At 68.2% G+C, this 23411-nt stretch carries 25 protein-coding genes; 19 read left to right on the top strand and 6 right to left on the bottom strand.

Features of this window, described 5'->3' with window-relative positions; genetic code table 11:
- Window positions 1–6 precede the first annotated feature (6 nt).
- On the bottom strand, window positions 7–747 hold the full coding sequence (locus BEMPMBAN_RS01720) for an SIMPL domain-containing protein (protein ID WP_159228686.1): 741 nt from the start codon (window positions 745–747) through the stop codon (window positions 7–9).
- Window positions 748–757: 10 nt separating this feature from the next.
- Entirely contained in the window at window positions 758–1699 is a 942-nt protein-coding gene (locus BEMPMBAN_RS01715; RefSeq protein WP_200845830.1) for an alpha/beta fold hydrolase, read from the bottom strand.
- A gap of 215 nt (window positions 1700–1914) precedes the next feature.
- Between BEMPMBAN_RS01715 and ftsH the strand changes: the two genes are divergently transcribed.
- The 11 genes from ftsH to BEMPMBAN_RS01660 all read left to right on the top strand — a co-directional run bounded on the left by ftsH (window position 1915) and on the right by BEMPMBAN_RS01660 (window position 11689).
- Window positions 1915–4275 (top strand): ATP-dependent zinc metalloprotease FtsH, encoded by a 2361-nt coding sequence (gene ftsH / locus BEMPMBAN_RS01710; protein ID WP_159228684.1) that lies wholly within the window; start codon window positions 1915–1917, stop codon window positions 4273–4275.
- Window positions 4276–4306: 31 nt separating this feature from the next.
- On the top strand, window positions 4307–4918 hold the full coding sequence (gene folE / locus BEMPMBAN_RS01705; protein WP_159228683.1) for a GTP cyclohydrolase I FolE: 612 nt from the start codon (window positions 4307–4309) through the stop codon (window positions 4916–4918).
- Window positions 4919–5010: 92 nt separating this feature from the next.
- Window positions 5011–5817 carry a dihydropteroate synthase gene (gene folP / locus BEMPMBAN_RS01700; RefSeq protein ID WP_159228816.1) on the top strand — a complete coding sequence of 269 codons (807 nt, stop codon included), beginning with the start codon at window positions 5011–5013 and terminating at the stop codon, window positions 5815–5817.
- Window positions 5810–6184 (top strand): dihydroneopterin aldolase, encoded by a 375-nt coding sequence (gene folB, locus BEMPMBAN_RS01695; protein ID WP_159228682.1) that lies wholly within the window; start codon window positions 5810–5812, stop codon window positions 6182–6184. The genes folP and folB overlap by 8 nt, the downstream gene beginning before the upstream one ends.
- Complete coding sequence (gene folK, locus BEMPMBAN_RS01690; RefSeq protein WP_159228681.1) at window positions 6181–6708, top strand: 2-amino-4-hydroxy-6-hydroxymethyldihydropteridine diphosphokinase; 528 nt, start codon at window positions 6181–6183, stop codon at window positions 6706–6708. The genes folB and folK overlap by 4 nt, the downstream gene beginning before the upstream one ends.
- Window positions 6709–6715: 7 nt before the next feature.
- Window positions 6716–7192: a DUF3180 domain-containing protein gene (locus BEMPMBAN_RS01685; protein ID WP_159228680.1), complete on the top strand. Its 477-nt coding sequence runs from the start codon at window positions 6716–6718 to the stop codon at window positions 7190–7192.
- Between the two features lie 77 nt (window positions 7193–7269).
- The gene (locus BEMPMBAN_RS01680) at window positions 7270–8493 is read left to right on the top strand and encodes a DUF6779 domain-containing protein (protein ID WP_200845829.1); all 1224 of its coding nucleotides are present in this window, start codon (window positions 7270–7272) and stop codon (window positions 8491–8493) included.
- Window positions 8494–8573: 80 nt separating this feature from the next.
- Complete coding sequence (locus BEMPMBAN_RS01675; protein ID WP_159228678.1) at window positions 8574–9521, top strand: Rossmann-like and DUF2520 domain-containing protein; 948 nt, start codon at window positions 8574–8576, stop codon at window positions 9519–9521.
- Window positions 9518–10462 carry a pantoate--beta-alanine ligase gene (panC, locus tag BEMPMBAN_RS01670; protein ID WP_159228677.1) on the top strand — a complete coding sequence of 315 codons (945 nt, stop codon included), beginning with the start codon at window positions 9518–9520 and terminating at the stop codon, window positions 10460–10462. The genes BEMPMBAN_RS01675 and panC overlap by 4 nt, the downstream gene beginning before the upstream one ends.
- Window positions 10462–10869, top strand: a complete 408-nt coding sequence (gene panD / locus BEMPMBAN_RS01665; RefSeq protein ID WP_159228676.1) for an aspartate 1-decarboxylase — start codon at window positions 10462–10464, stop codon at window positions 10867–10869. Before panC ends, panD begins: the two co-directional genes overlap by 1 nt.
- 4 nt (window positions 10870–10873) lie before the next feature.
- Window positions 10874–11689, top strand: a complete 816-nt coding sequence (locus BEMPMBAN_RS01660) for a type III pantothenate kinase (protein WP_159228675.1) — start codon at window positions 10874–10876, stop codon at window positions 11687–11689.
- A gap of 6 nt (window positions 11690–11695) precedes the next feature.
- On the opposite strand, the gene BEMPMBAN_RS01655 is transcribed toward BEMPMBAN_RS01660, so the two are convergent.
- Entirely contained in the window at window positions 11696–12958 is a 1263-nt protein-coding gene (locus tag BEMPMBAN_RS01655) for an alanine racemase (RefSeq protein WP_159228674.1), read from the bottom strand.
- A gap of 23 nt (window positions 12959–12981) precedes the next feature.
- On the opposite strand from BEMPMBAN_RS01655, the gene lysS reads away from it, so the two are divergent.
- The 6 genes from lysS to BEMPMBAN_RS01625 all read left to right on the top strand — a co-directional run bounded on the left by lysS (window position 12982) and on the right by BEMPMBAN_RS01625 (window position 19654).
- A complete protein-coding gene (lysS, locus tag BEMPMBAN_RS01650; protein WP_159228673.1) occupies window positions 12982–14520 on the top strand; it encodes a lysine--tRNA ligase in 1539 nt (512 codons plus the stop codon).
- Between the two features lie 109 nt (window positions 14521–14629).
- Window positions 14630–14971, top strand: coding sequence for a histone-like nucleoid-structuring protein Lsr2 (lsr2, locus tag BEMPMBAN_RS01645; RefSeq protein WP_159228672.1), 342 nt, complete (start codon window positions 14630–14632; stop codon window positions 14969–14971).
- Between the two features lie 289 nt (window positions 14972–15260).
- A complete protein-coding gene (gene clpC1, locus BEMPMBAN_RS01640) occupies window positions 15261–17810 on the top strand; it encodes an ATP-dependent protease ATP-binding subunit ClpC (RefSeq protein WP_159228671.1) in 2550 nt (849 codons plus the stop codon).
- Between the two features lie 226 nt (window positions 17811–18036).
- Complete coding sequence (locus BEMPMBAN_RS01635) at window positions 18037–18249, top strand: CbtB domain-containing protein (RefSeq protein ID WP_159228670.1); 213 nt, start codon at window positions 18037–18039, stop codon at window positions 18247–18249.
- A gap of 27 nt (window positions 18250–18276) precedes the next feature.
- Entirely contained in the window at window positions 18277–19080 is an 804-nt protein-coding gene (locus tag BEMPMBAN_RS01630) for a CbtA family protein (RefSeq protein WP_159228669.1), read from the top strand.
- A 22-nt stretch (window positions 19081–19102) separates the two neighbouring features.
- Window positions 19103–19654: a histidine phosphatase family protein gene (locus BEMPMBAN_RS01625; RefSeq protein ID WP_159228668.1), complete on the top strand. Its 552-nt coding sequence runs from the start codon at window positions 19103–19105 to the stop codon at window positions 19652–19654.
- Window position 19655: 1 nt separating this feature from the next.
- Here the strand turns inward: BEMPMBAN_RS01625 and BEMPMBAN_RS01620 are convergent, their stop codons facing one another.
- A complete protein-coding gene (locus BEMPMBAN_RS01620; protein WP_200845841.1) occupies window positions 19656–21020 on the bottom strand; it encodes a serine hydrolase in 1365 nt (454 codons plus the stop codon).
- A complete protein-coding gene (gene mhuD / locus BEMPMBAN_RS01615; protein WP_159228666.1) occupies window positions 20995–21324 on the bottom strand; it encodes a mycobilin-forming heme oxygenase MhuD in 330 nt (109 codons plus the stop codon). The genes BEMPMBAN_RS01620 and mhuD overlap by 26 nt, the downstream gene beginning before the upstream one ends.
- 38 nt (window positions 21325–21362) lie before the next feature.
- Here mhuD and BEMPMBAN_RS01610 point away from each other — a divergent pair, with 38 nt between their 5' ends.
- Window positions 21363–22133 (top strand): alpha/beta fold hydrolase, encoded by a 771-nt coding sequence (locus tag BEMPMBAN_RS01610; RefSeq protein ID WP_159228665.1) that lies wholly within the window; start codon window positions 21363–21365, stop codon window positions 22131–22133.
- On the opposite strand, the gene BEMPMBAN_RS01605 is transcribed toward BEMPMBAN_RS01610, so the two are convergent.
- Window positions 22107–22349, bottom strand: coding sequence for a hypothetical protein (locus BEMPMBAN_RS01605; protein WP_159228664.1), 243 nt, complete (start codon window positions 22347–22349; stop codon window positions 22107–22109). The two genes, BEMPMBAN_RS01610 and BEMPMBAN_RS01605, sit on opposite strands and share 27 nt — an antisense overlap.
- Window positions 22350–22421: 72 nt before the next feature.
- Here BEMPMBAN_RS01605 and BEMPMBAN_RS01600 point away from each other — a divergent pair, with 72 nt between their 5' ends.
- The gene (locus BEMPMBAN_RS01600; protein WP_159228663.1) at window positions 22422–23396 is read left to right on the top strand and encodes a helix-turn-helix domain-containing protein; all 975 of its coding nucleotides are present in this window, start codon (window positions 22422–22424) and stop codon (window positions 23394–23396) included.
- The last annotated feature ends 15 nt before the right edge of the window (window positions 23397–23411 follow it).

Below are 23411 nucleotides of genomic sequence, written 5' to 3'. Positions count from 1 at the left end.
AGTGGGTCAGGTCAACTCCCAGATCACCGTCACGCTGAAGCCGACGGTCTGCTCACCCGGCTCGAGCGGCACGGCAGCCTCCATCATTCCTCGTGGCGCCTGCATCGGCGTCGGCGGCGTGGGCCCGCCCGACTCCGAGATCGAGATGACCTTGCCGAGGGTCAGCCCGGACAACTCGGCGTACTGATCGGCGCGGTCCTTGGCGTCCTCGAACGCCCGGGCCCGGGCATCACGCACCAGTTGGGAATCGTCCTCGATGGAGTAGCTGATCGAATTGATCCGGGTGGCATTGCCGCCGGTGCTGACGATCAGGCCGATCGCATCGGAGGCCAGATCGAGGTCGCGGATCGTCACGTTGATCGAGTTGGTGGCGCGATAGGCGGCGATCGCGTTGTCGTCCGGACCGTACTGCGGCTGCAGGTCGGCCTGCGTCGTGGCCAGGTCGTTGCGGTCGATGCCGAGCTCGACGAGCCCCTCGATCACCGCTTGCTGGCGCTCGTTGGTCTGGTTCATCGCGGCCGTCGCATCGGGGGCCAGGAACTCCATCGACGCGTTCACCGTCAATGTGTCCGGCGCGCCCTGGACCTGCCCGGCGCCCACGACGGTCACCTGGCGGGTGTCGGCATCGGGTGTCAGCGTCGGGCCCGGCTGTGCGTCACACCCGGTCAGCGCCAGGGTGGTAGCTGCGGCGGCGGCCAAGCCCGCGAGCTTGGCCCTGGCTGATTTCGCTCCAGGTGCGATCGGCATGACTGGCACCCTAACCCGTCGGGTCCGCCAGAAACCGGAGCAGCTCGCGGGTGACTTCGTGCGGGCACTCCTCGGTGAGCCAGTGGCCGGCTCCGTCGATCATCACTTCGCGGTAGGCGCCGGTGACGACCTCGCGGGCGCGGTTCCGCGGGGTGTAGGACAGCGTGGCATCGGCGGTGCCGCCGAGGAACAGGGCGGGCACCTCGATCGTCGGCGCCGGCGGATCGGCCGTCAGCTCCCAGTTGCGATCGAAGCAGCGGTACCAGTTCAGCGGGCCGGTGAATCCGTTGCGGCCGAACTCGTCGACGTAGATCTGGAAGTCCTGCTCACTGATCCAGCCGGGAAGTCCGCCGGGTTCGGGAATGCGGGCCAGGAACCCCTCGGGTCCCGGCGCGAGCATCCGCAGCGCCGCGCCGTCGTCACCGGCGGGCGGGGTGGCGAACAACCGCCGCAGCGTGGTGGCCGGGTCCTCGGCCAGCTCGGCGTCGGCGGGGCCCGGTGTCTGGAAGTACAGGATGTAGAAGAAGTTGTCCCCGAAGATCCGCCGGAACGCCTGGGTGGTCGGCACCTTGGGGCGGGGCACCGGCGGCAGGCTCAACCCGGCGACCGCGCTGAAGCGCCCGGGGTGCAGCAGCGGGGCGGTCCAGGCGACGACGGCGCCGAAATCGTGGCCGACCAGTACCGCCTGCTCCGCTCCGACGTCGTCGAGCAGGCCGATCACGTCCGCGCTGAGCTCGACGACGTCGTAGGCGTCAACGGAAGCCGGGGTGTCGGAGCCGCCGTAGCCGCGCTGATCAGGGGCCAGTACGTGATAGCCCGCCTCGGCGAGAGCCCGAACCTGGTGGCGCCAGGAAAACGCCAGCTCGGGGAAGCCGTGGCAGAGCACCACCACAGGCGCGCCCGGCTCACCGGCCTCGGTCACCCGCAGCGAGACGCCGTTCGTTTGCACCATCCGCGACCGCACGCCCCCAGTTTCGCCGACCCTGCGCTCACGGTTGCACCGAGTCGGGAATCACGACAGGGAATGCACGTTCGGCACCTGCGCACCCGTCGGGAACTGCCAGACGTTGGTCTAGCGGTAGCCTTGACTTTTCCAGCTGCGCGTATTGGAAGGATTTGGCCCGAGGTCCGCCGACGGCCGTTGGTATCAATGAACCGCATACACACATGAACCGCAAGAATGTGATCCGCACCCTCACGGTGATCGCCGTGGTGCTGCTGCTCGGGTGGTCCTTCTTTTACTTCAGCGACGACACCCGCGGGTACAAGCCTGTCGACACCTCGGTGGCGGTCGCCCAGATCAACGGCGACAACGTCAACGAAGCGCAGATCGACGACCGTGAACAGCAGCTGCGGCTCGAGCTGAAGAACGGCAACGCGGACACCGAGGACAGCAACCAGATCATCACCAAGTACCCCACCGGTTACGGGGTCACGCTGTTCGAAGCGTTGCAGGCCAAGAACGCCAAGGTCAACACCGTCGTCAACCAGTCCAGCATGTTCGGCACCCTGCTGATCTACATGTTGCCGCTGCTGCTGCTGGTTTTTCTGTTCGTGATGTTCTCCCGCATGCAGTCCGGCGGACGGATGGGGTTCGGCTTCGGGAAGTCGAAAGCCAAGCAGCTGTCCAAAGACATGCCCAAGACGACGTTCGCCGATGTCGCCGGTGTCGACGAAGCGGTCGAGGAACTCTACGAGATCAAGGACTTCCTGCAGAACCCGTCGCGGTACCAGGCGCTCGGCGCCAAGATTCCCAAGGGCGTGCTGCTGTACGGCCCGCCCGGCACCGGCAAGACCCTGTTGGCGCGCGCAGTCGCCGGTGAGGCCGGGGTGCCGTTCTTCACCATCTCCGGTTCGGACTTCGTCGAGATGTTCGTCGGCGTCGGCGCCTCCCGGGTCCGCGACATGTTCGAGCAGGCCAAGCAGAACAGCCCGTGCATCATCTTCGTCGACGAGATCGACGCGGTCGGCCGCCAGCGCGGCGCGGGCATGGGTGGCGGACACGACGAACGTGAGCAGACGCTCAACCAGCTGCTCGTCGAGATGGACGGCTTCGGCGAACGCCAGGGTGTCATCCTCATCGCCGCGACCAACCGGCCCGACATCCTCGATCCGGCACTGCTTCGACCCGGCCGCTTCGACCGCCAGATCCCGGTGTCCAGCCCCGATCTGGCCGGCCGCCGGGCGGTGCTCAAGGTGCACTCGCAGGGCAAGCCGATCGCGCCCGACGCCGACCTGGACGGGTTGGCCAAACGCACAGTCGGAATGTCCGGCGCCGATCTGGCCAACGTCATCAACGAGTCGGCGCTGCTGACCGCCCGCGAGAACGGCACCGTCATCACCGGTGCCGCACTCGAGGAGGCCGTGGACCGGGTCGTCGGCGGGCCGCGCCGCAAAGGCCGCATCATCAGCGAGCACGAGAAGAAGATCACCGCCTACCACGAGGGTGGACACACCCTGGCGGCCTGGGCGATGCCCGACATCGAGCCGATCTACAAGGTGACGATCCTGGCCCGCGGCCGCACCGGCGGTCACGCCATGGCGGTGCCCGAGGACGACAAGGGGTTGATGACCCGCTCGGAGATGATCGCCCGGCTGGTCTTCGCGATGGGCGGCCGTGCCGCCGAGGAGCTGGTCTTCCGCGAGCCCACCACCGGCGCGGTGTCCGATATCGAGCAGGCCACCAAGATCGCCCGCGCCATGGTCACCGAGTACGGCATGAGCTCCAAACTCGGCGCGGTGCGTTACGGCACCGAGCACGGGGATCCGTTCCTGGGCCGCACCATGGGCACGCAGGCCGACTACAGCCACGAGGTGGCCCAGATCATCGACGACGAGGTGCGCAAGCTCATCGAGGCCGCGCACACCGAGGCGTGGGAGATCCTCACCGAATACCGCGATGTGCTCGACACCCTCGCCGGTCAGCTGCTGGAGAAGGAGACGCTGCACCGGGTGGAGCTGCAGGCCATCTTCGGTGACGTCAAGAAGCGCCCCCGCCTGACGATGTTCGACGACTTCGGCGGTCGGGTGCCGTCGGACAAGCCGCCCATCAAGACGCCCGGCGAGCTGGCCATCGAGCGCGGGGAACCGTGGCCCAAGCCGGTTCCGGAGCCGGCCTTCAAGACCGCGATCGCGCAGGCGTCCAAGGCCGCCGCCGAAGCCGCCCCGAAGAACGGTGCCAACGGCTCGGGTGCGAACGGGGCACCGCCGAACGGGCCCACGCAGCCCGACTACGGCGCGCCCGCCGGCTGGCATGCACCGGGTTGGCCACCGCCGCCGGGGACCCCGCAGCACGGGGCGCCGCCGCAGCAGCCCCAGGGGTACTGGTACCCGCCGCCGGCGGGGTGGCAGGGTGCGCCGCCACCACCTCCGCCGTATCCGGGTTATCCGCCCTACCAACATCATCCGCAGCCCGAGCAGTCGGCCCCTGCGCCCGACGGTGACGCGGCTGCTCCCGGTTCCACGGAGGAACCTGGCCACGATGGCGACCGGGACAAGAACCGGGCTGACCCGCCGAACCGCGGTTAGTCACTGGCTGACACCTGAAACGGAGACTTCGATGACGCGGTCGCGCCACAACAATTCGGCCACGCTCACCCCACCCGATTTCGACCAGGAGCGCGCCGAGCGGGCGGTTCGTGAGCTGCTGATCGCCGTGGGGGAGGACCCTGATCGCCAAGGTCTGGCCGACACGCCCGCCCGGGTGGCGCGGGCCTACCGGGAGATGTTCGCCGGGCTGTACACCGATCCGGACACGGTGCTCAACACCACCTTCGACGAACAACACGACGAGCTGGTGTTGGTCAAGGAGATCCCCATGTACTCCACCTGTGAGCATCATCTGGTGGCGTTTCACGGTGTCGCACACGTCGGTTACATCCCCGGGGCCGACGGCCGGGTCACGGGTCTGTCGAAAATCGCCCGTCTGGTCGACCTCTACGCCAAGCGGCCCCAGGTGCAGGAACGGTTGACCGCCCAGATCGCCGATGCGTTGATGCGCAAGCTGAACCCGCGGGGGGCGATCGTGGTGGTCGAGGCCGAGCACCTGTGCATGGCCATGCGGGGCGTGCGCAAGCCCGGCGCAGTGACCACGACCTCGGCGGTGCGCGGACAGTTCAAGCACGACAACGCCTCCCGGGCCGAGGCTCTGGATCTGATCCTGAGAAAGTGATCTCCGATCGGGGCGAGCGAAGCGACGGGGATTGTGCCCGGGGCGAGCGAAGCGACGGCCAACCGTCCCCGGCGGGGACGCACGTGCAGGTGATGGGGGTCGTCAACGTCACCGCCGACTCGTTCTCCGACGGGGGGCAGTTCCTCGACCGGGATCGGGCGGTCGAGCACGGCGTCGTTCTCGCCGGCCAGGGGGCCGCCATCATCGACGTCGGCGGCGAATCGACCCGCCCCGGCGCCACCAGGGTGGATCCGGCGGTCGAGACCTCCAGGGTTCTGCCGGTGGTCAAAGAGCTTGCCCAGCAGGGGATCACGGTCAGCATCGACACTATGCACGCCGCCGTCGCCCACGCGGCCCTGGAGAACGGCGCCGCGCTGGTCAACGATGTGTCGGGAGGCAGAGCCGACCCGGACATGGCCAGGGTGGTCGCCGAAGCCGGCGTCCCGTGGATCCTCATGCACTGGCGATCGGTGGGCAGCGACCGCCCGCACGAGGTGCCCGGCTACGGCGACGTGGTGGCCGAGGTGCGTGACGAACTCATGTCCGGGGTGGACGCCGCAGTGCGTGCCGGGGTGGACCCGTCGAAGGTGATCATCGATCCCGGTCTCGGATTCGCCAAGACCGCACAACACAATTGGGCGCTGTTGCACGCGCTCCCGGAGTTCGTCGCGACCGGTATCCCCGTCCTGGTCGGTGCGTCCCGCAAGCGATTCCTCGGCACCTTGCTGGCCGGGCCCGACGGGGACCCCAGGCCGCCCGGAGGACGGGAGACGGCCACCGCGGTGATCTCCGCGTTGGCCGGGTGGCATCGGGTGTGGGGGGTTCGGGTGCACGACGTGCGTGCCTCGGCCGATGCGCTCGCTGTGGTCGCGGCGTGGCGCGGAGGGTCCGATGGCTGATCGAATCGAGTTGCGAGGGTTGAAGGTTCGGGGAAACCACGGAGTCTTCGACCATGAGCGCCGCGACGGCCAGGACTTCGTCGTGGACATCACCGTGTGGATCGATCTCGCGCCCGCCGCCGCCAGCGACGACCTGGCCGACACCGTGGACTACGGCGGGCTGGCGCAGCGCGCCGCCGACATCGTCGGCGGACCCGCTCGGCAGCTGATCGAGACGGTGGTGGCGGAGATCGCCGATGACGTGATGCGCGACGAGCGGATCCACGCTGTCGAGGTCGTGGTGCACAAGCCGGGCGCGCCGATTCCGCTGGAGTTCGTCGACGTCGCGGTCGTGGCACGACGTTCCCGCCGCGGAGGCGGCCGGTGACAGCGGTGGTGTTGTCCATCGGCTCCAATGTCGGAGACCGGTTGCGTTGGCTGCAGTCGGTTCTCGACGGCCTCGGCCGAGCGGCGATGACGGTGTCGCCGGTGTACGAGACCGCGGCATGGGGCGGCGTCGAACAGGGCCCGTTCCTCAACGCCGTGGTCCTCGCCGACGACCCGGCCCTCGATCCGCACGGCTGGTTGCGCTGGGCTCACGAACTCGAGGACGCCGCACAGCGGGTACGTGAGCAGCGCTGGGGGCCCCGGACGCTGGACGTCGACCTCGTCACGTGCCGAGACTCCGGCGTGGAGCTGACCGTCGAGGACGAGGAGCTGACGCTGCCGCACCCCTACGCGCACGTGCGGGCGTTCGTGCTGGTGCCGTGGCTGGCGGCCGATCCGCACGCCACCCTGGGCGTGGCGGGTCGGTCGCGCGCCGTCGGGGAACTCGTCGAGGCGGTCGACCCGGCCGAGCGCGCCGGCGTGAGGCGCACCGAGTTGACGCTGCACCTCGGAAACGAGCGCTGACCGGCTGATGGGACCCACTCGTCTGCGCGATCTGGTTGCCGCCGTCCTGGTGACCGCGGTGGTGGGTTACCTGCTGGTGCGCGTCGTGTACCGGTGGTTCCCGCCGATCACCGTGTGGACCGGGGTGTCGCTTCTCGGCGTCGCGGTCGCCATCGCGGGCTGGGGTTTTTATGTCCGCGCCCGGATCCGTGACGGCGAGGTCGGGGTGGGGCTCGGCCGGCTGCACCCGCTGGCGGTCGCGCGGTCGGTGGTGATCGCCAAGGCGTCGGCGTGGATGGGCAGCGTCGTGCTGGGCTGGTGGCTGGCCGTGGCGGTCTACCTCCTGCCCCGCCGCAGTGCCCTGCGGGTGGCGGCCGAGGACGCCCCGGGCTCGGTGGTGGCCGCGCTGTGTGCGCTCGCACTGGTCGTCGCGGCGCTGTGGCTGCAGCATTGCTGCAGGTCTCCCGACGAGCCGCCGGAGAACGCCGACGCGGCACCCGGCTGACCGATTCGGCTGGCGGACCTGCCGAATCGCCGCAGAGGTCGACACGCTAGATGACCTGTGGCGGGTACAGTCGGCCCATGACCGATCCGACCCGTGGCGCGCGTATCAGGCGCGGCGCCCGTCGGCCCGGTTGGATCTTGATGTCGGTGTTGCTGGTGCTCGCCATCGCGGCGAGTTCGGCTCTGGTTTTCACCAACCGGGTGGAGTTGCTGAAGCTCGCGGTGATCCTGTCGCTGTGGGCCGCGGTGGTGGCCGCGTTCGTGTCGGTGATCTACCGCAGGCAGAGCGATACCGACCAGGCCAAGGTGCGCGACCTCAAGTTGGTTTACGACCTGCAGCTCGACCGCGAGATCTCGGCGCGTCGGGAGTACGAGCTCGCGGTGGAGGCGCAGCTGCGCCGTGAGCTGGCCTCCGAGTTGCGCGCGGAGTCAGCCGACGAGGTGTCGGCGTTGCGGGCAGAACTGGCCGCCCTGCGTGCGAACCTGGAGTACCTCTTCGACACCGACCTGTCGCATCGGCACGCGATCGAAACGGATCGCAGCAGTGACTCCCGGGAGTTGGGCGGATGGACTCCCGGCACGGACACCGCGGGACGAGTCCGCAGCAGCCGGATCGACACCGAGGATGTCGACGAGGTGTCCGATGCGGGATCCCACGCTCCGGACACCGAGGAGAGCCCGATCATCGACGTCCCCGCCGAACCGCACCCCCCGGACGAGGAACGGGTGTCCACCGCCGATGAGGCCGGCGGCGCGCACCGCAGATTCTCCGAAGGTGCCCGGACCGGAATGTATCGACCCGACGAGACCGCCGGCCGGCGGTGGGAAGCACCACCCGCCCCGCCGCCGCGCAACGTCCCGCCCACGCCCGAGCCGCACTTCCCGTGGCTCCCGCCGCCGGCTCCGCCCGCTGCGCCGGCCCCACCGCCGGCCCCACCGCCGCGTGCGCCCGGACCGGCTGCGCCTGCGGCCCCCCAGTGGCAACCGGCTCCTCCCGAGGGGCAGTGGATGCCGGGCGGCAACCGGGCAGCGCCACCCGGGGGCAACGGCGGTCCGGGTGAGTACGTGGGCAGACGTCGGGCGGACGACGCACCGGCCGAACCGCCGCGTGGCCGGCACTACGTCGACGCGGCCGCCGCACCGCCGCAGGCCGCTCCGCCGCCGCCCGCCGAACCGGAAGAGCACGAGGACGAGGATTCGTCCGGTGGTGCCCACACCGGTGGCCAGTCGGTCGCAGAGTTGATGGCACGGTTGCAGGCGACGCCGTCGGGAGGCGGTCGGCGTAGGCGCCGGGAGGATTGAGCTAGTCTCGTAGCGACCGTCCGGTACCTGCGCGACGCGGGACCGGAACGAAGCCATCAGAATCTGCGAGGTCGTCTGCGATGCTGCAGCCCCCCGCCGGCGGGAGCGCTCCCCACGACGGACTCCGCCCGGCACGCCTCACCATCGGTGTCATCTCTGCCGGCCGGGTGGGCACCGCCCTGGGTGCGGCGCTGGAACGCGCCGAACACGTCGTCGTGGGCTGTAGCGCGGTGTCGAGTGCGTCGCGGCAACGGGCCCGACAGTGGCTCCCCGACACCCCGGTGCTTCCGGTCGACGAGGTGGCCGCCCGCGCTGAGTTGCTGCTGCTGGCGGTTCCCGACGCGGAATTGCCGGCGCTGGTGAAGGGGCTGGCCGCCACCGGGGTGGTACGGCCGGCCACCATCGTCGTCCACACCTCGGGCGCCAACGGGGTCGCGGTGCTGGCCCCGCTGGCCGAGCAGGGATGCATCGCGTTGGCCATCCACCCGGCGATGACCTTCGCCGGCACGCCGGAGGATCTCGACCGGTTGCGCGGTACCTGTTTCGGCATCACCGCCGCCGATGAGATCGGCTATGCCGTCGCGCAGTCGCTGGTGCTCGAGATCGGTGGTGAACCGTTCCGGGTCCGCGAGGACGCCCGAACCCTCTACCACGCCGCGTTGGCGCACTCCAGCAACCATCTCGTCACCGTCGTGCTCGACGCCGTCGAGGCGTTGCGCGCGGCGTTGTCAGGCCAGGAGTTGTTGGGCCAGGAGCCCGTCGGGGACGCCCCGGGGGGAATCGCCGAACGGATCATCGGTCCGCTGGCGCGGGCGTCGCTGGAGAACGCGCTGCAGCGGGGTCAGGCCGCGCTGACGGGGCCGGTCGCCCGCGGTGACGCCGCCGCGGTCGCCGGCCATCTGCAGGCGCTCGACGAAGTGGGTCCGGACCTGGCGCGGGCGTATCGGACGAATTCGCACCGCACCGCACAGCGCGCGCACGCACCCGATGCGGTGTTCGAGGTACTGACGGAGGCAGGGCGATCGTGACCGGACGCAACCCCCCGAAGTTCGCCGCGGGTCAGCTCAACGTGTACGCGCGACCGCGTGAGGTCTCCGACGTGACCCGGGCGCTGCGGGCCACCGGACGCAGGATCATGCTGGTGCCGACGATGGGAGCCCTACACGAGGGCCACCTGACGTTGATCCGTGCCGCAAATCGGGTGCCGGGTGCCGTGGTCGTGGTGTCGATCTTCGTCAACCCCCTGCAGTTCGGGGCCGGCGAGGACCTCGACGCGTACCCGCGCACGCTGTCCGACGATCTCGCTGCGCTGCGGGCCGAGGGTGTCGAGATCGCGTTCACCCCGACCGCCGAGGACATGTACCCCGAGGGCAGCCGCACCACCGTGGTGCCCGGGCCTCTGGGAGCCGAACTCGAAGGCGCCGCGCGGCCAACACATTTCGCCGGCGTGCTGACCGTCGTGCTCAAACTCTTCAACGCTGTGCACCCCGATCGCGCATTCTTCGGGGAGAAGGACTATCAGCAGTTGACGCTGATCCGGCAGATGGTCACCGACCTGAACCTGGACGTCGCCGTGGTCGGGGTGCCCATCGTCCGCGAAGCCGACGGGCTGGCGATGTCGTCACGCAACCGCTACCTCGACCCCGTCGAACGGGAGCAGGCAGGTGCGTTGTCGGCGGCACTGCTCGCGGGGATGTACGGGGCGTCGACGGGGGTGTCGGCCGCGCTGGACGCCGCCGGTGCGGTGCTCGACGAGGTGCCCGCCCTCGAGGTCGACTACCTCGAGGTGCGTGACCCGATGCTGGGACCGGCGCCCGCCGAAGGTCAGGGCCGGATGCTGGTGGCCGCCAGGCTCGGGCGCACCCGGCTGCTCGACAACATCGCCGTCGACATCGGGGCGGGCACCGGCATCGACGGCCATCCGCAGGTCCCATCTGGTCAGAGCCACGAACTGCCTTGGAGGAACTGATGTTACGCACGATGCTGAAGTCGAAGATCCACCGCGCCACGGTGACGCAGGCCGATCTGCACTACGTCGGTTCGGTGACGGTGGACGCAGATCTGATGGACGCCGCCGATCTGATCGAGGGGGAGCAGGTCACCATCGTCGACATCGACAACGGCGCGCGCCTGGTCACCTATGTGATCACCGGCCGGCGCGGCAGTGGCGTGATCGGCATCAACGGCGCCGCAGCCCATCTGATCCACCCCGGCGATCTGGTGATCCTGATCGCCTACGGCACGATGGAGGACGCCGAGGCCAGGTCCTATCAGCCGCGGGTGGTGTTCGTCGATGCCGACAACCGGCAGGTCGACATCGGTGCCGATCCGGCGCATGTGCCGCCGGACGCCTCCGAGTTGATGTCACCGAGGTGATGGCGTGCTCCTCGCGATAGACGTCCGCAACACCCACACCGTCGTCGGTCTGATCTCCGGCTCCGGTGAACACGCCAAGGTGGTTCACCACTGGCGGATCCGCACCGAGGCCGAGGTGACCGCCGACGAACTGGCGCTGACCATCGACGGGCTGATCGGAGAGGACGCCGAGAGGCTCACCGGAGCCGCCGGCCTGTCGACCGTGCCCTCGGTGTTGCACGAAGTGCGGCTGATGCTCGAGCAGTACTGGCCGTCGGTGCCCCATGTCCTGATCGAACCCGGTGTGCGCACCGGCATCCCGCTGCTGGTCGACAACCCGAAAGAAGTGGGTGCCGACCGAATCGTCAATTGCCTTGCGGCCTACCACAAATACCGGTCAGCGGCGATCGTGGTGGACTTCGGAGCGTCGATCTGTGTCGATGTGGTGTCGGCGAAGGGCGAGTTCCTCGGCGGCGCGATCGCTCCCGGCGTGCAGGTGTCCTCCGACGCGGCGGCCGCCCGGTCGGCGGCGCTACGGCGCGTCGAGCTGACCCGGCCCCGTTCGGTGGTGGGAAAGAACACCGTCGAGTGCATGCAGGCCGGCGCGGTGTTCGGCTTCGCCGGGCTGGTGGACGGTTTGGTGAAAAGGGTGCGTGAGGACGTCGACGGCTTCGGGGGCGACGACGTGGCGGTAGTCGCGACCGGACACGGTGCACCCCTGGTGCTTTCCGACGTGCAGTCCGTCGAGCACTTCGACCGGCACCTGACGCTGGACGGGCTGCGGCTGGTCTTCGAGCGCAACCGCGACAGCCAGCGGGGCAAGCTGCGCCAGGCGCGCTGAGCCGCCTCAGAAGATCGTGCGGATCAGGTCGACCACCCGGTCGTCGCCGTCCACTTCCGGAATCAGCCGCCACTTGTCGAACACCGTGCAGGGATGTGAGATGCCGAACCGCAGCCACGCACCGACCGGCGCGGTGGAGCGGTCCCGGGGACCCAGCCGCAGGAACGCGTGTTGGTCGTTGAGCTTGGTGACCTCGCTGTCGGTCAGCTCGAGCGGGATGGGCATTCCCTGGTCGAACGCCACGTCGCGGCGGCCCATCGTCAGGATCGCCAGATCGCTTTCGGGCCGCGACACCACCTGAGCCCGCACCTGCAGGGCCGGTCGTAATCCCGGCGACCCGCCGCGGGTCAGCGGTGAGGTCCGCGCGTACAACCCGTGATCATGGGTGAGGTAGCAGCCGCTGCGCAGGATCGTGCGCACCGACATCCGGTCGGGCCAGCCCGTCAACGCCTCGGTGACCGCGTCGAAGTACGTGCTGCCGCCGGCGGTGGCCACGACGCTGTCGGTCTCGAACAGCGGGGCGAGCCGGATCACCGCCGACCGCACCTCGGCGAGATGATCTGCCACGGCCGACATCGCCGCCGGGGCCAGGTCCTGCCCGAGCGCAGCTTCGTAGCCGGCGACGCCGACCAGGCGCAGCCGCGGTGAAGCCGCTGCGGCACGTGCCACCTCGTCGGTGGCGCCGCGGGAGCGGCAGCCGCTGCGCCCGCCCGCCAGCCCCACCTCGACACACACGTCGACGGCTCGCCCGGCACCTGCCAGCGCCGCGGTCATCAGCTCGACGCCACGCACCGAGTCGACCCAGCACGTGAACCCGAACGTCTCGTCGCGATCCAGTTCGGCAGCCAGCCATGCCAGCCCGGCGTCGTCGACCAGTTCGTTGGCCAGCACCAGATCGCGGACACCGAAGGCGCGGTAGACAGCCGCCTGGCCGATGGTGGCCACCGAGATCGCGCAGGCGCCGGCGTCGAGCTGGCGGGTGGCCAGCTGCGGCGACATGTGGGTCTTGCCGTGCGGAGCGAGCTGCACCCCGCGCTCGCGGCACCACGACGCCATCGCAGCGAGATTGTGGGTGACCGCGTCGGCGTCCAGCACACACACCGGCCCGAAGGCACCCTCGCCGGAAAACCGTGGCGCGCGGGCGACGATCTCGGCGGATGTATGACCCCACCACCGGGCCGGAATCCCCTTGAAGCCGACGTCCAGCGGCTGGTGAGCAAGAGCCTGTACCGCCACCCGGTTGATCGGCGCGTTGAGGGACCCGGCCATCTGTTCATTTAAGCTGGCACGTCGTGACACCCCCCGACGCCCACCCCGATTCCGGCGATGCCGATTCCGACGAGGCACGCGACGTTCCCGAACAGTTCCGGATCCGCCAGGACAAGCGCGAGCGATTGCTCGCCGAGGGACGTGACCCGTATCCCGTCGAGGTGCCCCGGACCCACAGCCTCGCCGAGGTCCGCGAGGCCTACCCGGACCTGCCGACGGACACCGGCACCGGTCAGCAGGTGGGGGTGGCCGGCCGGGTCATCTTCGCCCGCAACTCCGGAAAACTGTGCTTCGCCACACTGCAGGAAGGCGACGGAGCCCAGCTCCAGGCCATGATCAGCCTCGATCAGGTGGGACGGGAATCGCTGGACGCCTGGAAGGCCGACGTCGACCTCGGTGACATCGTGTTCGTGCACGGCGAGGTGATCAGTTCCCGTCGCGGCGAACTGTCTGTGCTCGCAGACTCCTGGCAAATCGCCTCCAAGGCGTTGCGGCCGCTGCCTGTCGCCCACAAGGAACTCAGTGAGGAGGCCCGGGTCCGGCAGCGCTACGTCGACCTGATCGTCCGCCCGGAGGCCAGGGCCGTCGCCCGGCAGCGGGTGGCCGTGGTGCGTGCGGTGCGCGCTGCGCTGGAGCGCCGTGGATTCCTGGAAGTGGAGACGCCGATTCTGCAGACGCTGGCCGGCGGGGCCGCCGCGCGGCCGTTCGTCACGCACTCCAATGCACTCGATTCCGACCTCTACTTGCGGATCGCGCCGGAACTTTTTCTGAAGCGGTGTGTGGTCGGTGGATTCGACAGGGTCTTCGAGCTGAATCGGGTCTTCCGAAACGAAGGGGCTGATTCCACTCATTCACCGGAATTCGCGATGTTGGAGACATATCAGGCCTACGGCACGTACGACGATTCTGCGAAGACGACGCGGGAACTCATTCAAGAAGTTGCCGATGAGGCCATCGGGACACGTGAGGTGCCGTTGCCTGACGGGACTGTCTACGATCTCGGCGGTGAATGGCAGACCATTCAAATGTATCCGTCATTGTCCGAAGCACTCGGAGAAGAGATCACGCCGCAGACCGGGGTGGAGCGACTTTGGCAGATTGCCGACGGCTTGGGAGTCGAGATTCCCCGGGACCGCGGATTCGGCCACGGGAAATTGGTCGAAGAACTCTGGGAATTCGCCGTCGGTGACAAGTTGTGGGCGCCGACGTTCGTGCGCGACTTCCCCGTCGAGACCACCCCACTGACCCGGGAGCACCGCAGCATCGACGGTGTCACCGAGAAATGGGATCTCTACGTACGCCACATCGAGCTCGCGACTGGTTACTCCGAGCTGATCGACCCGGTAATTCAGCGAGAGAGGTTCGAGGCACAGGCGCGGGCAGCGGCGGCGGGGGACGACGAGGCAATGGCACTGGACGAGGATTTCCTCGCCGCACTCGAGTATGCGATGCCGCCGACAACGGGTACGGGAATGGGTATCGATCGTTTGTTGATGGCACTCACCGGCCTGTCGATTAGGGACACAGTTTTGTTCCCTATTGTTCGTCGCCACGGCAACTGAACGGCCCTGATTCATGCGTTGTTGAATGGGCGGCCCCTTTATGGCACATTGGTCCCGGGGTTTGGGATCACACCCGAGAAAGTAGTGCGCACGGAAGGGCAGTGGGGAAATGGCCAAGAAGGTCACCGTCACGTTGGTCGACGATTTCGACGGAGAAGGCGCCGCCGACGAGACGGTTGAATTCGGGCTCGACGGCGTGAGCTATGAGATCGACCTCTCTGCCAAGAACGCCGCCAAACTCCGCAGCGACTTGAAGCAGTGGGTGGACGCCGGTCGACGGGTCGGTGGCCGACGGCGTGGCCGTTCGGTCGGCACCGGTCGCGGGCGCGCGGCGATCGACCGCGAACAGAGCGCGGCGATCAGGGAATGGGCCCGGCGCAACGGCCACAATGTCTCCACTCGCGGCAGGATCCCCGCCGACGTCATCGACGCATTTCACGCAGCAAGCTAGCGGCCGATTGCCGGACAGTTTCCGGCCCGGATCTGCGTTCGCTGCTGGCGAACCGGTTGTGATCCGCGAGGGGAAACGAATCGGCGGGCCCGTGCGTTACTCCTAGCAGCGCCGGGTACTGGCCGATTCTTACGTCAGATGTCACTTCCGTTGTCTTCTGGAAGGACCTCCAGGCGGGGCACCCGGGGCCGCCGCCCATTAGAGTGGACGGCAGGTGCATAGCCACTGCAGTTTTGCAAGCGCTGTTGTGCGGTGTACCACCTATGCGATGGAGAGCAGGTAACCACGGATGTTCGAAAGATTCACCGACCGTGCGCGTCGGGTTGTCGTCCTGGCTCAGGAAGAAGCCCGGATGCTCAACCACAACTACATCGGCACCGAGCACATCCTGCTGGGACTCATTCACGAGGGTGAGGGTGTCGCCGCGAAGTCGCTGGAGTCGCTGGGCATCTCCCTGGAGGGCGTGCGCAGCCAGGTCGAGGAGATCATCGGCCAGGGACAGCAGGCGCCGTCCGGCCACATCCCCTTCACGCCGCGTGCCAAGAAGGTGCTGGAGCTGAGCCTGCGTGAGGCGCTGCAGCTGGGCCACAACTACATCGGCACCGAGCACATCCTGCTCGGCCTGATCCGCGAGGGTGAAGGTGTGGCGGCTCAGGTGCTGGTGAAGCTGGGCGCCGAGCTCACCCGGGTGCGCCAGCAGGTCATCCAGCTGCTGAGCGGCTACCAGGGCAAGGAGACCGCGGAAGCCGGGACCGGCGGCCGTGGCGGCGAGGCGGGCAATCCGTCCACCTCGCTGGTGCTCGACCAGTTCGGCCGCAACCTGACCGCCGCCGCGATGGAGGGCAAGCTCGACCCGGTCATCGGCCGGGAGAAGGAAATCGAGCGGGTCATGCAGGTGCTGAGCCGGCGCACCAAGAACAACCCGGTGCTGATCGGTGAGCCCGGCGTCGGCAAGACCGCCGTCGTCGAGGGCCTCGCGCAGGCAATCGTGCACGGCGAGGTCCCCGAGACGCTCAAGGACAAGCAGCTCTACACGCTGGACCTCGGTTCGTTGGTGGCGGGCAGCCGCTACCGCGGTGACTTCGAGGAGCGCCTGAAGAAGGTGCTCAAAGAGATCAACACCCGTGGTGACATCATCCTGTTCATCGACGAGCTGCACACGCTCGTCGGGGCGGGTGCCGCCGAGGGCGCGATCGACGCGGCCTCGATCCTGAAGCCGAAGCTGGCCCGCGGCGAGCTGCAGACCATCGGTGCCACCACCCTCGACGAGTACCGCAAGTACATCGAGAAGGACGCTGCCCTCGAGCGCCGGTTCCAGCCGGTGCAGGTCGGCGAACCGACGGTGGAGCACACAATCGAGATCCTCAAGGGTCTGCGGGACCGCTACGAGGCGCACCACCGGGTCTCGATCACCGACGGCGCGATGGTGGCCGCCGCGACGCTGGCCGACCGCTACATCAACGACCGCTTCCTGCCGGACAAGGCCATCGACCTGATCGACGAGGCCGGCGCCCGGATGCGGATTCGCCGGATGACCGCTCCGCCGGACCTGCGTGAGTTCGACGAGAAGATCGCCGACGCGCGCCGGGAGAAGGAGTCCGCGATCGACGCGCAGGACTTCGAGAAGGCGGCCAGCCTGCGGGACCGGGAGAAGACCCTGGTCGCACAGCGGGCCGAGCGGGAGAAGCAGTGGCGCTCAGGCGATCTCGATGTGGTCGCCGAGGTCGACGACGAGCAGATCGCCGAGGTTCTTGGCAACTGGACCGGTATCCCGGTGTTCAAGCTGACCGAGGAGGAGACCACCCGGCTGCTGCGGATGGAGGACGAGCTGCACAAGCGGATCATCGGGCAAGAGGATGCCGTGAAGGCGGTCTCCAAGGCGATCCGCCGCACCCGTGCCGGGCTCAAGGATCCCAAGCGTCCGTCGGGTTCGTTCATCTTCGCCGGTCCGTCCGGCGTCGGTAAGACCGAGCTGTCCAAGGCGCTGGCCAACTTCCTGTTCGGCGACGACGACGCGTTGATCCAGATCGACATGGGTGAGTTCCACGACCGCTTCACCGCGTCGCGGCTGTTCGGTGCCCCTCCGGGCTACGTCGGCTACGAAGAGGGCGGCCAGCTCACCGAGAAGGTGCGTCGCAAGCCGTTCTCAGTCGTTCTTTTTGATGAGATCGAGAAGGCCCACCAGGAGATCTACAACAGCCTCCTGCAGGTCCTCGAGGACGGTCGCCTGACCGACGGTCAGGGCCGCACGGTCGACTTCAAGAACACCGTGCTGATCTTCACCTCGAACCTCGGCACCTCCGACATCTCCAAGGCCGTCGGACTGGGCTTCACCCAGGGCGGTGGTGAGAACAACTACGAGCGGATGAAGCAGAAGGTCAACGACGAGCTGAAGAAGCACTTCCGCCCCGAGTTCCTCAACCGCATCGACGACATCATCGTCTTCCACCAGCTGACCCAGGAAGAGATCGTCAAGATGGTCGACCTGATGGTGGGCCGGGTGAGCACCCAGCTCAAGGCCAAGGACATGACGATGGAGTTGACGGACAGGGCCAAGTCGCTGCTGGCCAAGCGCGGGTTCGACCCGGTGCTCGGTGCGCGGCCACTGCGCCGGACCATCCAGCGCGAGATCGAGGACCAGCTCTCGGAGAAGATCCTCTTCGAGGAGGTCGGCCCCGGTCAGCTGGTGACCGTCGACGTCGAGAACTGGGACGGCGAGGGCGCAGGCGAGGACGCGGTGTTCACCTTCACCGGCAGTCGCAAGCCTGCCGTGAACGTCGAACCGGACCTGGCTCAGGCCGGTGCCGCCGGCACGCCGAGCGCAGCCGGCACGGACTGACCCAAACGAAGTCGGACGGGCGGTCACCCCACGGGGTGACCGCCCGTCTGTTTTTGGGCGTTCTCGTGGTGGCGGTGTGACGACGCGGGGTGTGCCTTACGATGCTCCTGTAATCGATGGACAGCGGAATCTGGTGAAAGCCCAGAACGGTCGCGCCACTGTGACAGTCAGACCCGATGTTCATCGCATCTCTCACTGGGACGCGAAATCCCGGAAAGGAATCCAGATGACTTCTCCAGACGTGACCAGCAGGGCAGGCGCGATCGATCTGTCGGGAACCAAGGCGGCGGCGTGGTTGTCGCTGACGGCGTTCCTGGCGCTGGTGGTGCTCTACTTCGTGGGCATGGACCAGGGCGCGACGTCGGTGCTCGGTAACAGCACCTACATTCACGAGTTCGTGCACGACGCACGGCACCTGCTCGGCTTCCCCTGCCACTGACACGCGGCAAGGTAGGAGTCGAGACAAATGGAGAAGCAGATCATCTGGCGCGGCCTGCTGGCCGGCGCCGCCGCCGGCGTGCTTGCGTTCCTGTTCGCCCGCGTCTTCGTCGAGCCACAGATCGGCCTGGCCATCGGTTACGAAGAGGGCGTCGGGGCCGCGCGCGAGGCCATCCAGCACGGCGCTGAACACGGCCACAGCCACAGCCACGGCGAAGCAGGCGGCGGGATCACCCGTGCCATTCAGATGAACGTCGGCCTGGGCCTGGGCCTGCTGGCGTTCAGCGTCGCGATCGGTGCATTGTTCGCCGTCGTGTTCGCCGTCGTCTACGGCCGGGTGGGCAACATCTCGGCCCGGCTGCTGTCGGTGTATGTCGCCGGGGCGATGTTGCTCAGCCTCTATGTCGTTCCGGGGCTGAAGTATCCGGCCAGTCCACCGGCATTGAGCCAGGACGAGACGATCCAGCAGCGCACCCTGCTGTACCTGCTGATGGTCGTTCTGTCGGCAGCGCTGCTGGCCGGCGCCGTGTATCTGGGCCGCCGGCTGGTCTCGCGGCTGGGCGGCTGGAACGCCGGACTGACTGCGGCGGGTGCCTACGTCGCGGCGATCGCGGTGGTGATGTTGGTGCTGCCGACGATCGACGAGACCCCGGGGCCGCTGACCGACGACACCGGCGCCATCGTCTACGAGGGGTTCCCGGCCGACGTGCTCTACGAGTTCCGGCTGTACTCACTGGGCACCCAGGTCGTCATGTACGTGACCATCGGGTTGGTGTTCGCCGCGCTGGTGTCGCGGTTGCTGGGTGAGCGCAAGCAGACAGTGGCCGTGTGAGCTTGCCCGGCGAGTCTGACGTGTGAGCGAGGTCGTCCGGCTGACGTTGCTGTCGCACGCCATGACAGACGCGATGGCAGCCGGACGATTTCCCACCGACGAGACGCTGTCGGTCGCCGGTAGGCGCCAGGTCGGCCCCGGCACCGAGCTCGGGACAGTCGAGCAGGCGTACTGCGCACCGGAGCAGCGCACCCGGCAGACCGCGGAACTGCTCGGGGTTGCGGCCACGATCGAGCCGAAGCTGTCCGATCTCGACTGTGGCCGCTGGCGTGGCGATGTGCTGGGCAGGGTGCAGCCGGCCGAGTTGGCGATCTGGCTGACCGATCCGGCCCGGGCGCCGCACGGCGGTGAGTCGGTGGTCGAACTGATCGAGCGGGTCGCCGGCTGGATGGATTCGCTGGCTGTGCAGCGGGGCCGGATCCTCGCCGTCACTCACCCCGCGGTGATCCGTGCGGCGATCCTGGTCGTACTGGACGCGCCGCCGAAGTCGTTCTGGCGGATCGACATCGCACCGGTCAGCCGGACGGTGATGCACTTCCGGGGGCACGCGTGGACACTCCGGTCGAACCGCTGAGTCAGCCGTTCGGGATCAGTTCGAACGCCTGCGTCACGATCGACATCAGCCATCCCGCCGCGGTCTGACTGCGGAATTCCGGCCAGTTCGCCTGCAGGCTGACCACCCAGGGCTGTCCGGTGTGATCGACGGCGTACCAACTGAACGTCAGATCACCCGGCAGGTTGCCCGCCTTGGCTCCGACGTACGGCCACTCCTCGCGGTCCAGGTCGATTCCGCGGACCGCTGACAGGATGTCCTTGACCGGGGCCGCCGCACCGACTGCCCCTTCCTGCAGAGCCACGTGAAGTCGGCAGATGTCGGCGGCGCTGCCGTACCATTCGGCGCCGATACCCGACGCCGGGGTGTGGGTGCGGGTGGGATCCGGTTCGTACGGGCGGGCGTTCGTCTGCTGTAGGAGTTGCGCGCGTCCCTGCGGCGAAGCCTGCTTCCACTGCTCGCGGAGGTCCGGTTCGCCCCAGCCGACGGAGAACAGTTCGTGCATCGTCGGAAACGGCGTCATGCTCGCGGGATCGTGGTGTCCGGCGGCGACGAGCGCACGCTCGATGGCGCCGGGCCCCAGCCGCTCGATCAGCAGATCGGTCGCCATGTTGTCACTGGCCGAGATCATCTGTTGGGAGGCCTCGCGCACCGTGACCGTCGAGCCGGGCGGCAGGTCGTCGAGCTCGGGGGAGCCGACCGCCTTGGCCTCCTCGGTGATCGTCAGCTCGTCGGTCCATTCCACGGTGCCCGCCTTCACCGCATCCGCGACCGCGAGCAGCACGTACAGCTTGAAGATCGACGCGAGCGGCAGCGACATGTCGGTGTTTGTGCCCGCCACCTTGTCGCAGCGGCCGTCGGTGACCTTCGCGATCTGGTATGAGTAGCGCGCATCCGACTTGGTCAGCTCGTCGTCGATGTCGGTCCACTCGTCGATCACCGGTGGGTCGAGCGACACCCAGAAGCGGTCGACCATCCCGGCGTCGTCGGTGTGCAGCTCGATGGTCTGGGCCACTCCGTAAGAAGTCAGCACGTTCAGGGTGGCGGATCCGGCTCCGATGTCGACATTCGTGACGGTGAACGGCCGATCCCACCAGATCCTGTCCAGCGTGACGCCGACGTGCTCGACGGCCTCGGGTGCGGCCAGCGTGCGCACCCCGTTCTCGCCGATCGGCCAGTCGCTGTTGAGCATGTCCATTGTCTGCTTGGCGCGCAGCCCCTGGGGGGTGTTGATCTGGATGGGCACGCCGTATGCGGCGTCGAGGGGCGCCGGACGCGACGTGGCACATCCGCAGGCCAGGGCTGCGACGAGGAGCAGTGCGACCGTCAGTTCGGTCACTCGCCGTCGGCCCCGGACTGCCTCACGCCGTGGCGTCAGTCCCCGCAACGTCGAGTACAACTTCGAACTCCAGCAATGATGCTCCGGTGGCCACCGGATTGGCGCGCTCACCGGCATGCGCCTCGATGGCGGGGCCGGTGGCCCAAGCCTGGAACGCCTCTTCGGACTCCCACTGGGTCACCACGAAGTAGCGATCCTCGCCCTTGATGGGGCGCAGCAGCTGGAAGCCGAGGAAGCCGGGCTGGTTGTCCACGGCGTGGGCGCGGTGGGCGAACCGCTTCTCCAGTTCCGGACCGGCGTCGGGCGGGACCTCGATTGCGTTGATCTTCACCACGGGGTTCTGGCTGGGCATGCGGTCAGGTTACCGCTACCCCTGGGCAAGATGAGCACATGGACTCACCACTGCTGGTCGACCACGGCGGCTCCGGGGTTCCGCTGGTGCTGGTACACGGGTTGATGGGCCGGGGCGCCACGTGGTCGCGCCAGCTGCCCTGGCTGACACAGTTCGGCGAGGTCTTCACCTACGACGCGCCGTGGCACCGTGGCCGCGGGGTGGACGACGGTTTCCCGATCTCCACCGAGCGGTTCGTCGCCGACCTCGGCGACGCGGTCGCCGGCCTCTGCAGGCCGGCGATCATGATCGGGCATTCGATGGGAGCGTTGCACTCGTGGTGCCTGGCTGCAGCACGACCGGAAATGGTCGCTGCCGTGGTCGTCGAGGACATGGCACCGGACTTCCGGGGCAGGACGACGGGGCCGTGGGAGCCGTGGCTACACGCGTTGCCCGCGGAGTTCAGCACCGCCCAGCAGGTGTACGACGAGTTCGGGCCGGTCGCGGGGCGGTACTTCCTGGAGGCGTTCGACCGCACCGATACGGGTTGGCGCCTGCACGGAGACCCGCAAAGGTGGATCGAGATCGCCGCTGAGTGGGGCACCCGCGACTACTGGACGCAATGGCGTGCGGTGGAGGCACCGACCCTGCTCCTGGAGGCCGGGAACTCGGTCACCCCGCTCGGCCAGATGGAGGCAATGGCGGAATCGGGGGCCCGGACGACGTTCCTGAAGGTGCCCGACGCGGGTCACCTCGTCCACGATGACGCGCCCGGGAAATACCGGGACGCCGTTGAAGCGTTCCTATCGACGTTCGCCCGTAACGCCTGAACTCGGCCAGATGGGCTGCTGCTCGAATCGGGCCCGGATGTCGGGGTCGTGACGAGTGGCGGAGGCGTCGTGGAAGAGCCGGCCGCCCATCGGGGCCGCGACATCGAACTGGTCGAGGTGCAGTCGCAGAGTGCCGGACCGGCGGGCCGCCCAGACGAGCGTTGCGACGAGGGCGAACGGGGCGAAGAGGTTGAGAAAGGTCAGTGCGCTACTCATGGCAGTAATGGTCCACTCAGGTAATATCATGCCAACAGTGGCAGAAGCGACACAGATGGCTAAGATGCTGCCATGGCGTTGAGAAGTGTCTCCGCATTGGTGCTCGACGGCCTTGCGGTCTTCGAGTTCGGCGTCATCTGCGAGGTGTTCGGCATCGACCGATCGGCCGACGGGGTGCCCAACTTCGACTTCAAGGTGTGCGGTCCGGAGCCGGCAAAGCCGCTGCGGACCGCCGTCGGGGCTACCATCATCCCCGATCACGGACTCGACGACCTGATCGGCGCCGACCTGGTCGCCATACCGGCCATCGGCGGGTCCGGCTATTCGCCGGACGCACTGGATGCCGTCCGCCGGGCGGCCGACTCGGGGGCGATCATCCTGACCGTGTGTTCGGGTGCGTTCGTCGCCGGTGCGGCCGGATTGCTGGACGGACGTCCCTGCACCACCCACTGGATGCATGCCGACCGACTGGCGGCCATGTACCCGACCGCCAAGGTCGACCGCAATGTGCTGTTCGTCGACGACGGTGACCTGATCACCAGCGCGGGAACGGCAGCGGGCATCGACGCGTGTCTGCACCTGGTGCGTCGCGAACTGGGAAGCGAGGTCACCAACAAGATCGCGCGCAGGATGGTGGTGCCGCCGCAACGCGACGGCGGCCAGCGGCAGTACATCGACCAACCGATCCCGGTGCGCTGCTCCGAGAGGTTCGCCCCCCATCTGGACTGGATTCTGACCAACCTGGACAAACCGCACACCGTGGGCACGCTCGCCAAGCGGGCGCACATGTCGGCCCGCACCTTCGCGCGCCGGTTCGTCGAGGAGACCGGCCGCACCCCGATGCAGTGGGTGACCGACCAGCGGGTGCTGTTCGCCCGGCGGCTGCTCGAGGAGTCCACGCTGGACATCGATCACATCGCCGAACAGTCCGGGTTCGGTAACGCGACGCTGCTGCGCCACCACTTCCGGCGTGTCATCGGCGTGACGCCCTCGGACTACCGGCGGCGCTTCGCCTGCGCTGATTCGGACAGCGCAGCTACGGCCTGACCGCGCTGAACCCCC

It is taken from the genome of Mycolicibacterium austroafricanum (assembly GCF_902705885.1).
Classification (GTDB): domain Bacteria; phylum Actinomycetota; class Actinomycetes; order Mycobacteriales; family Mycobacteriaceae; genus Mycobacterium; species Mycobacterium vanbaalenii_A.
Note: the sequence above shows the minus strand (reverse complement) of the source record. Positions and strands in the feature narration are given on the sequence as shown.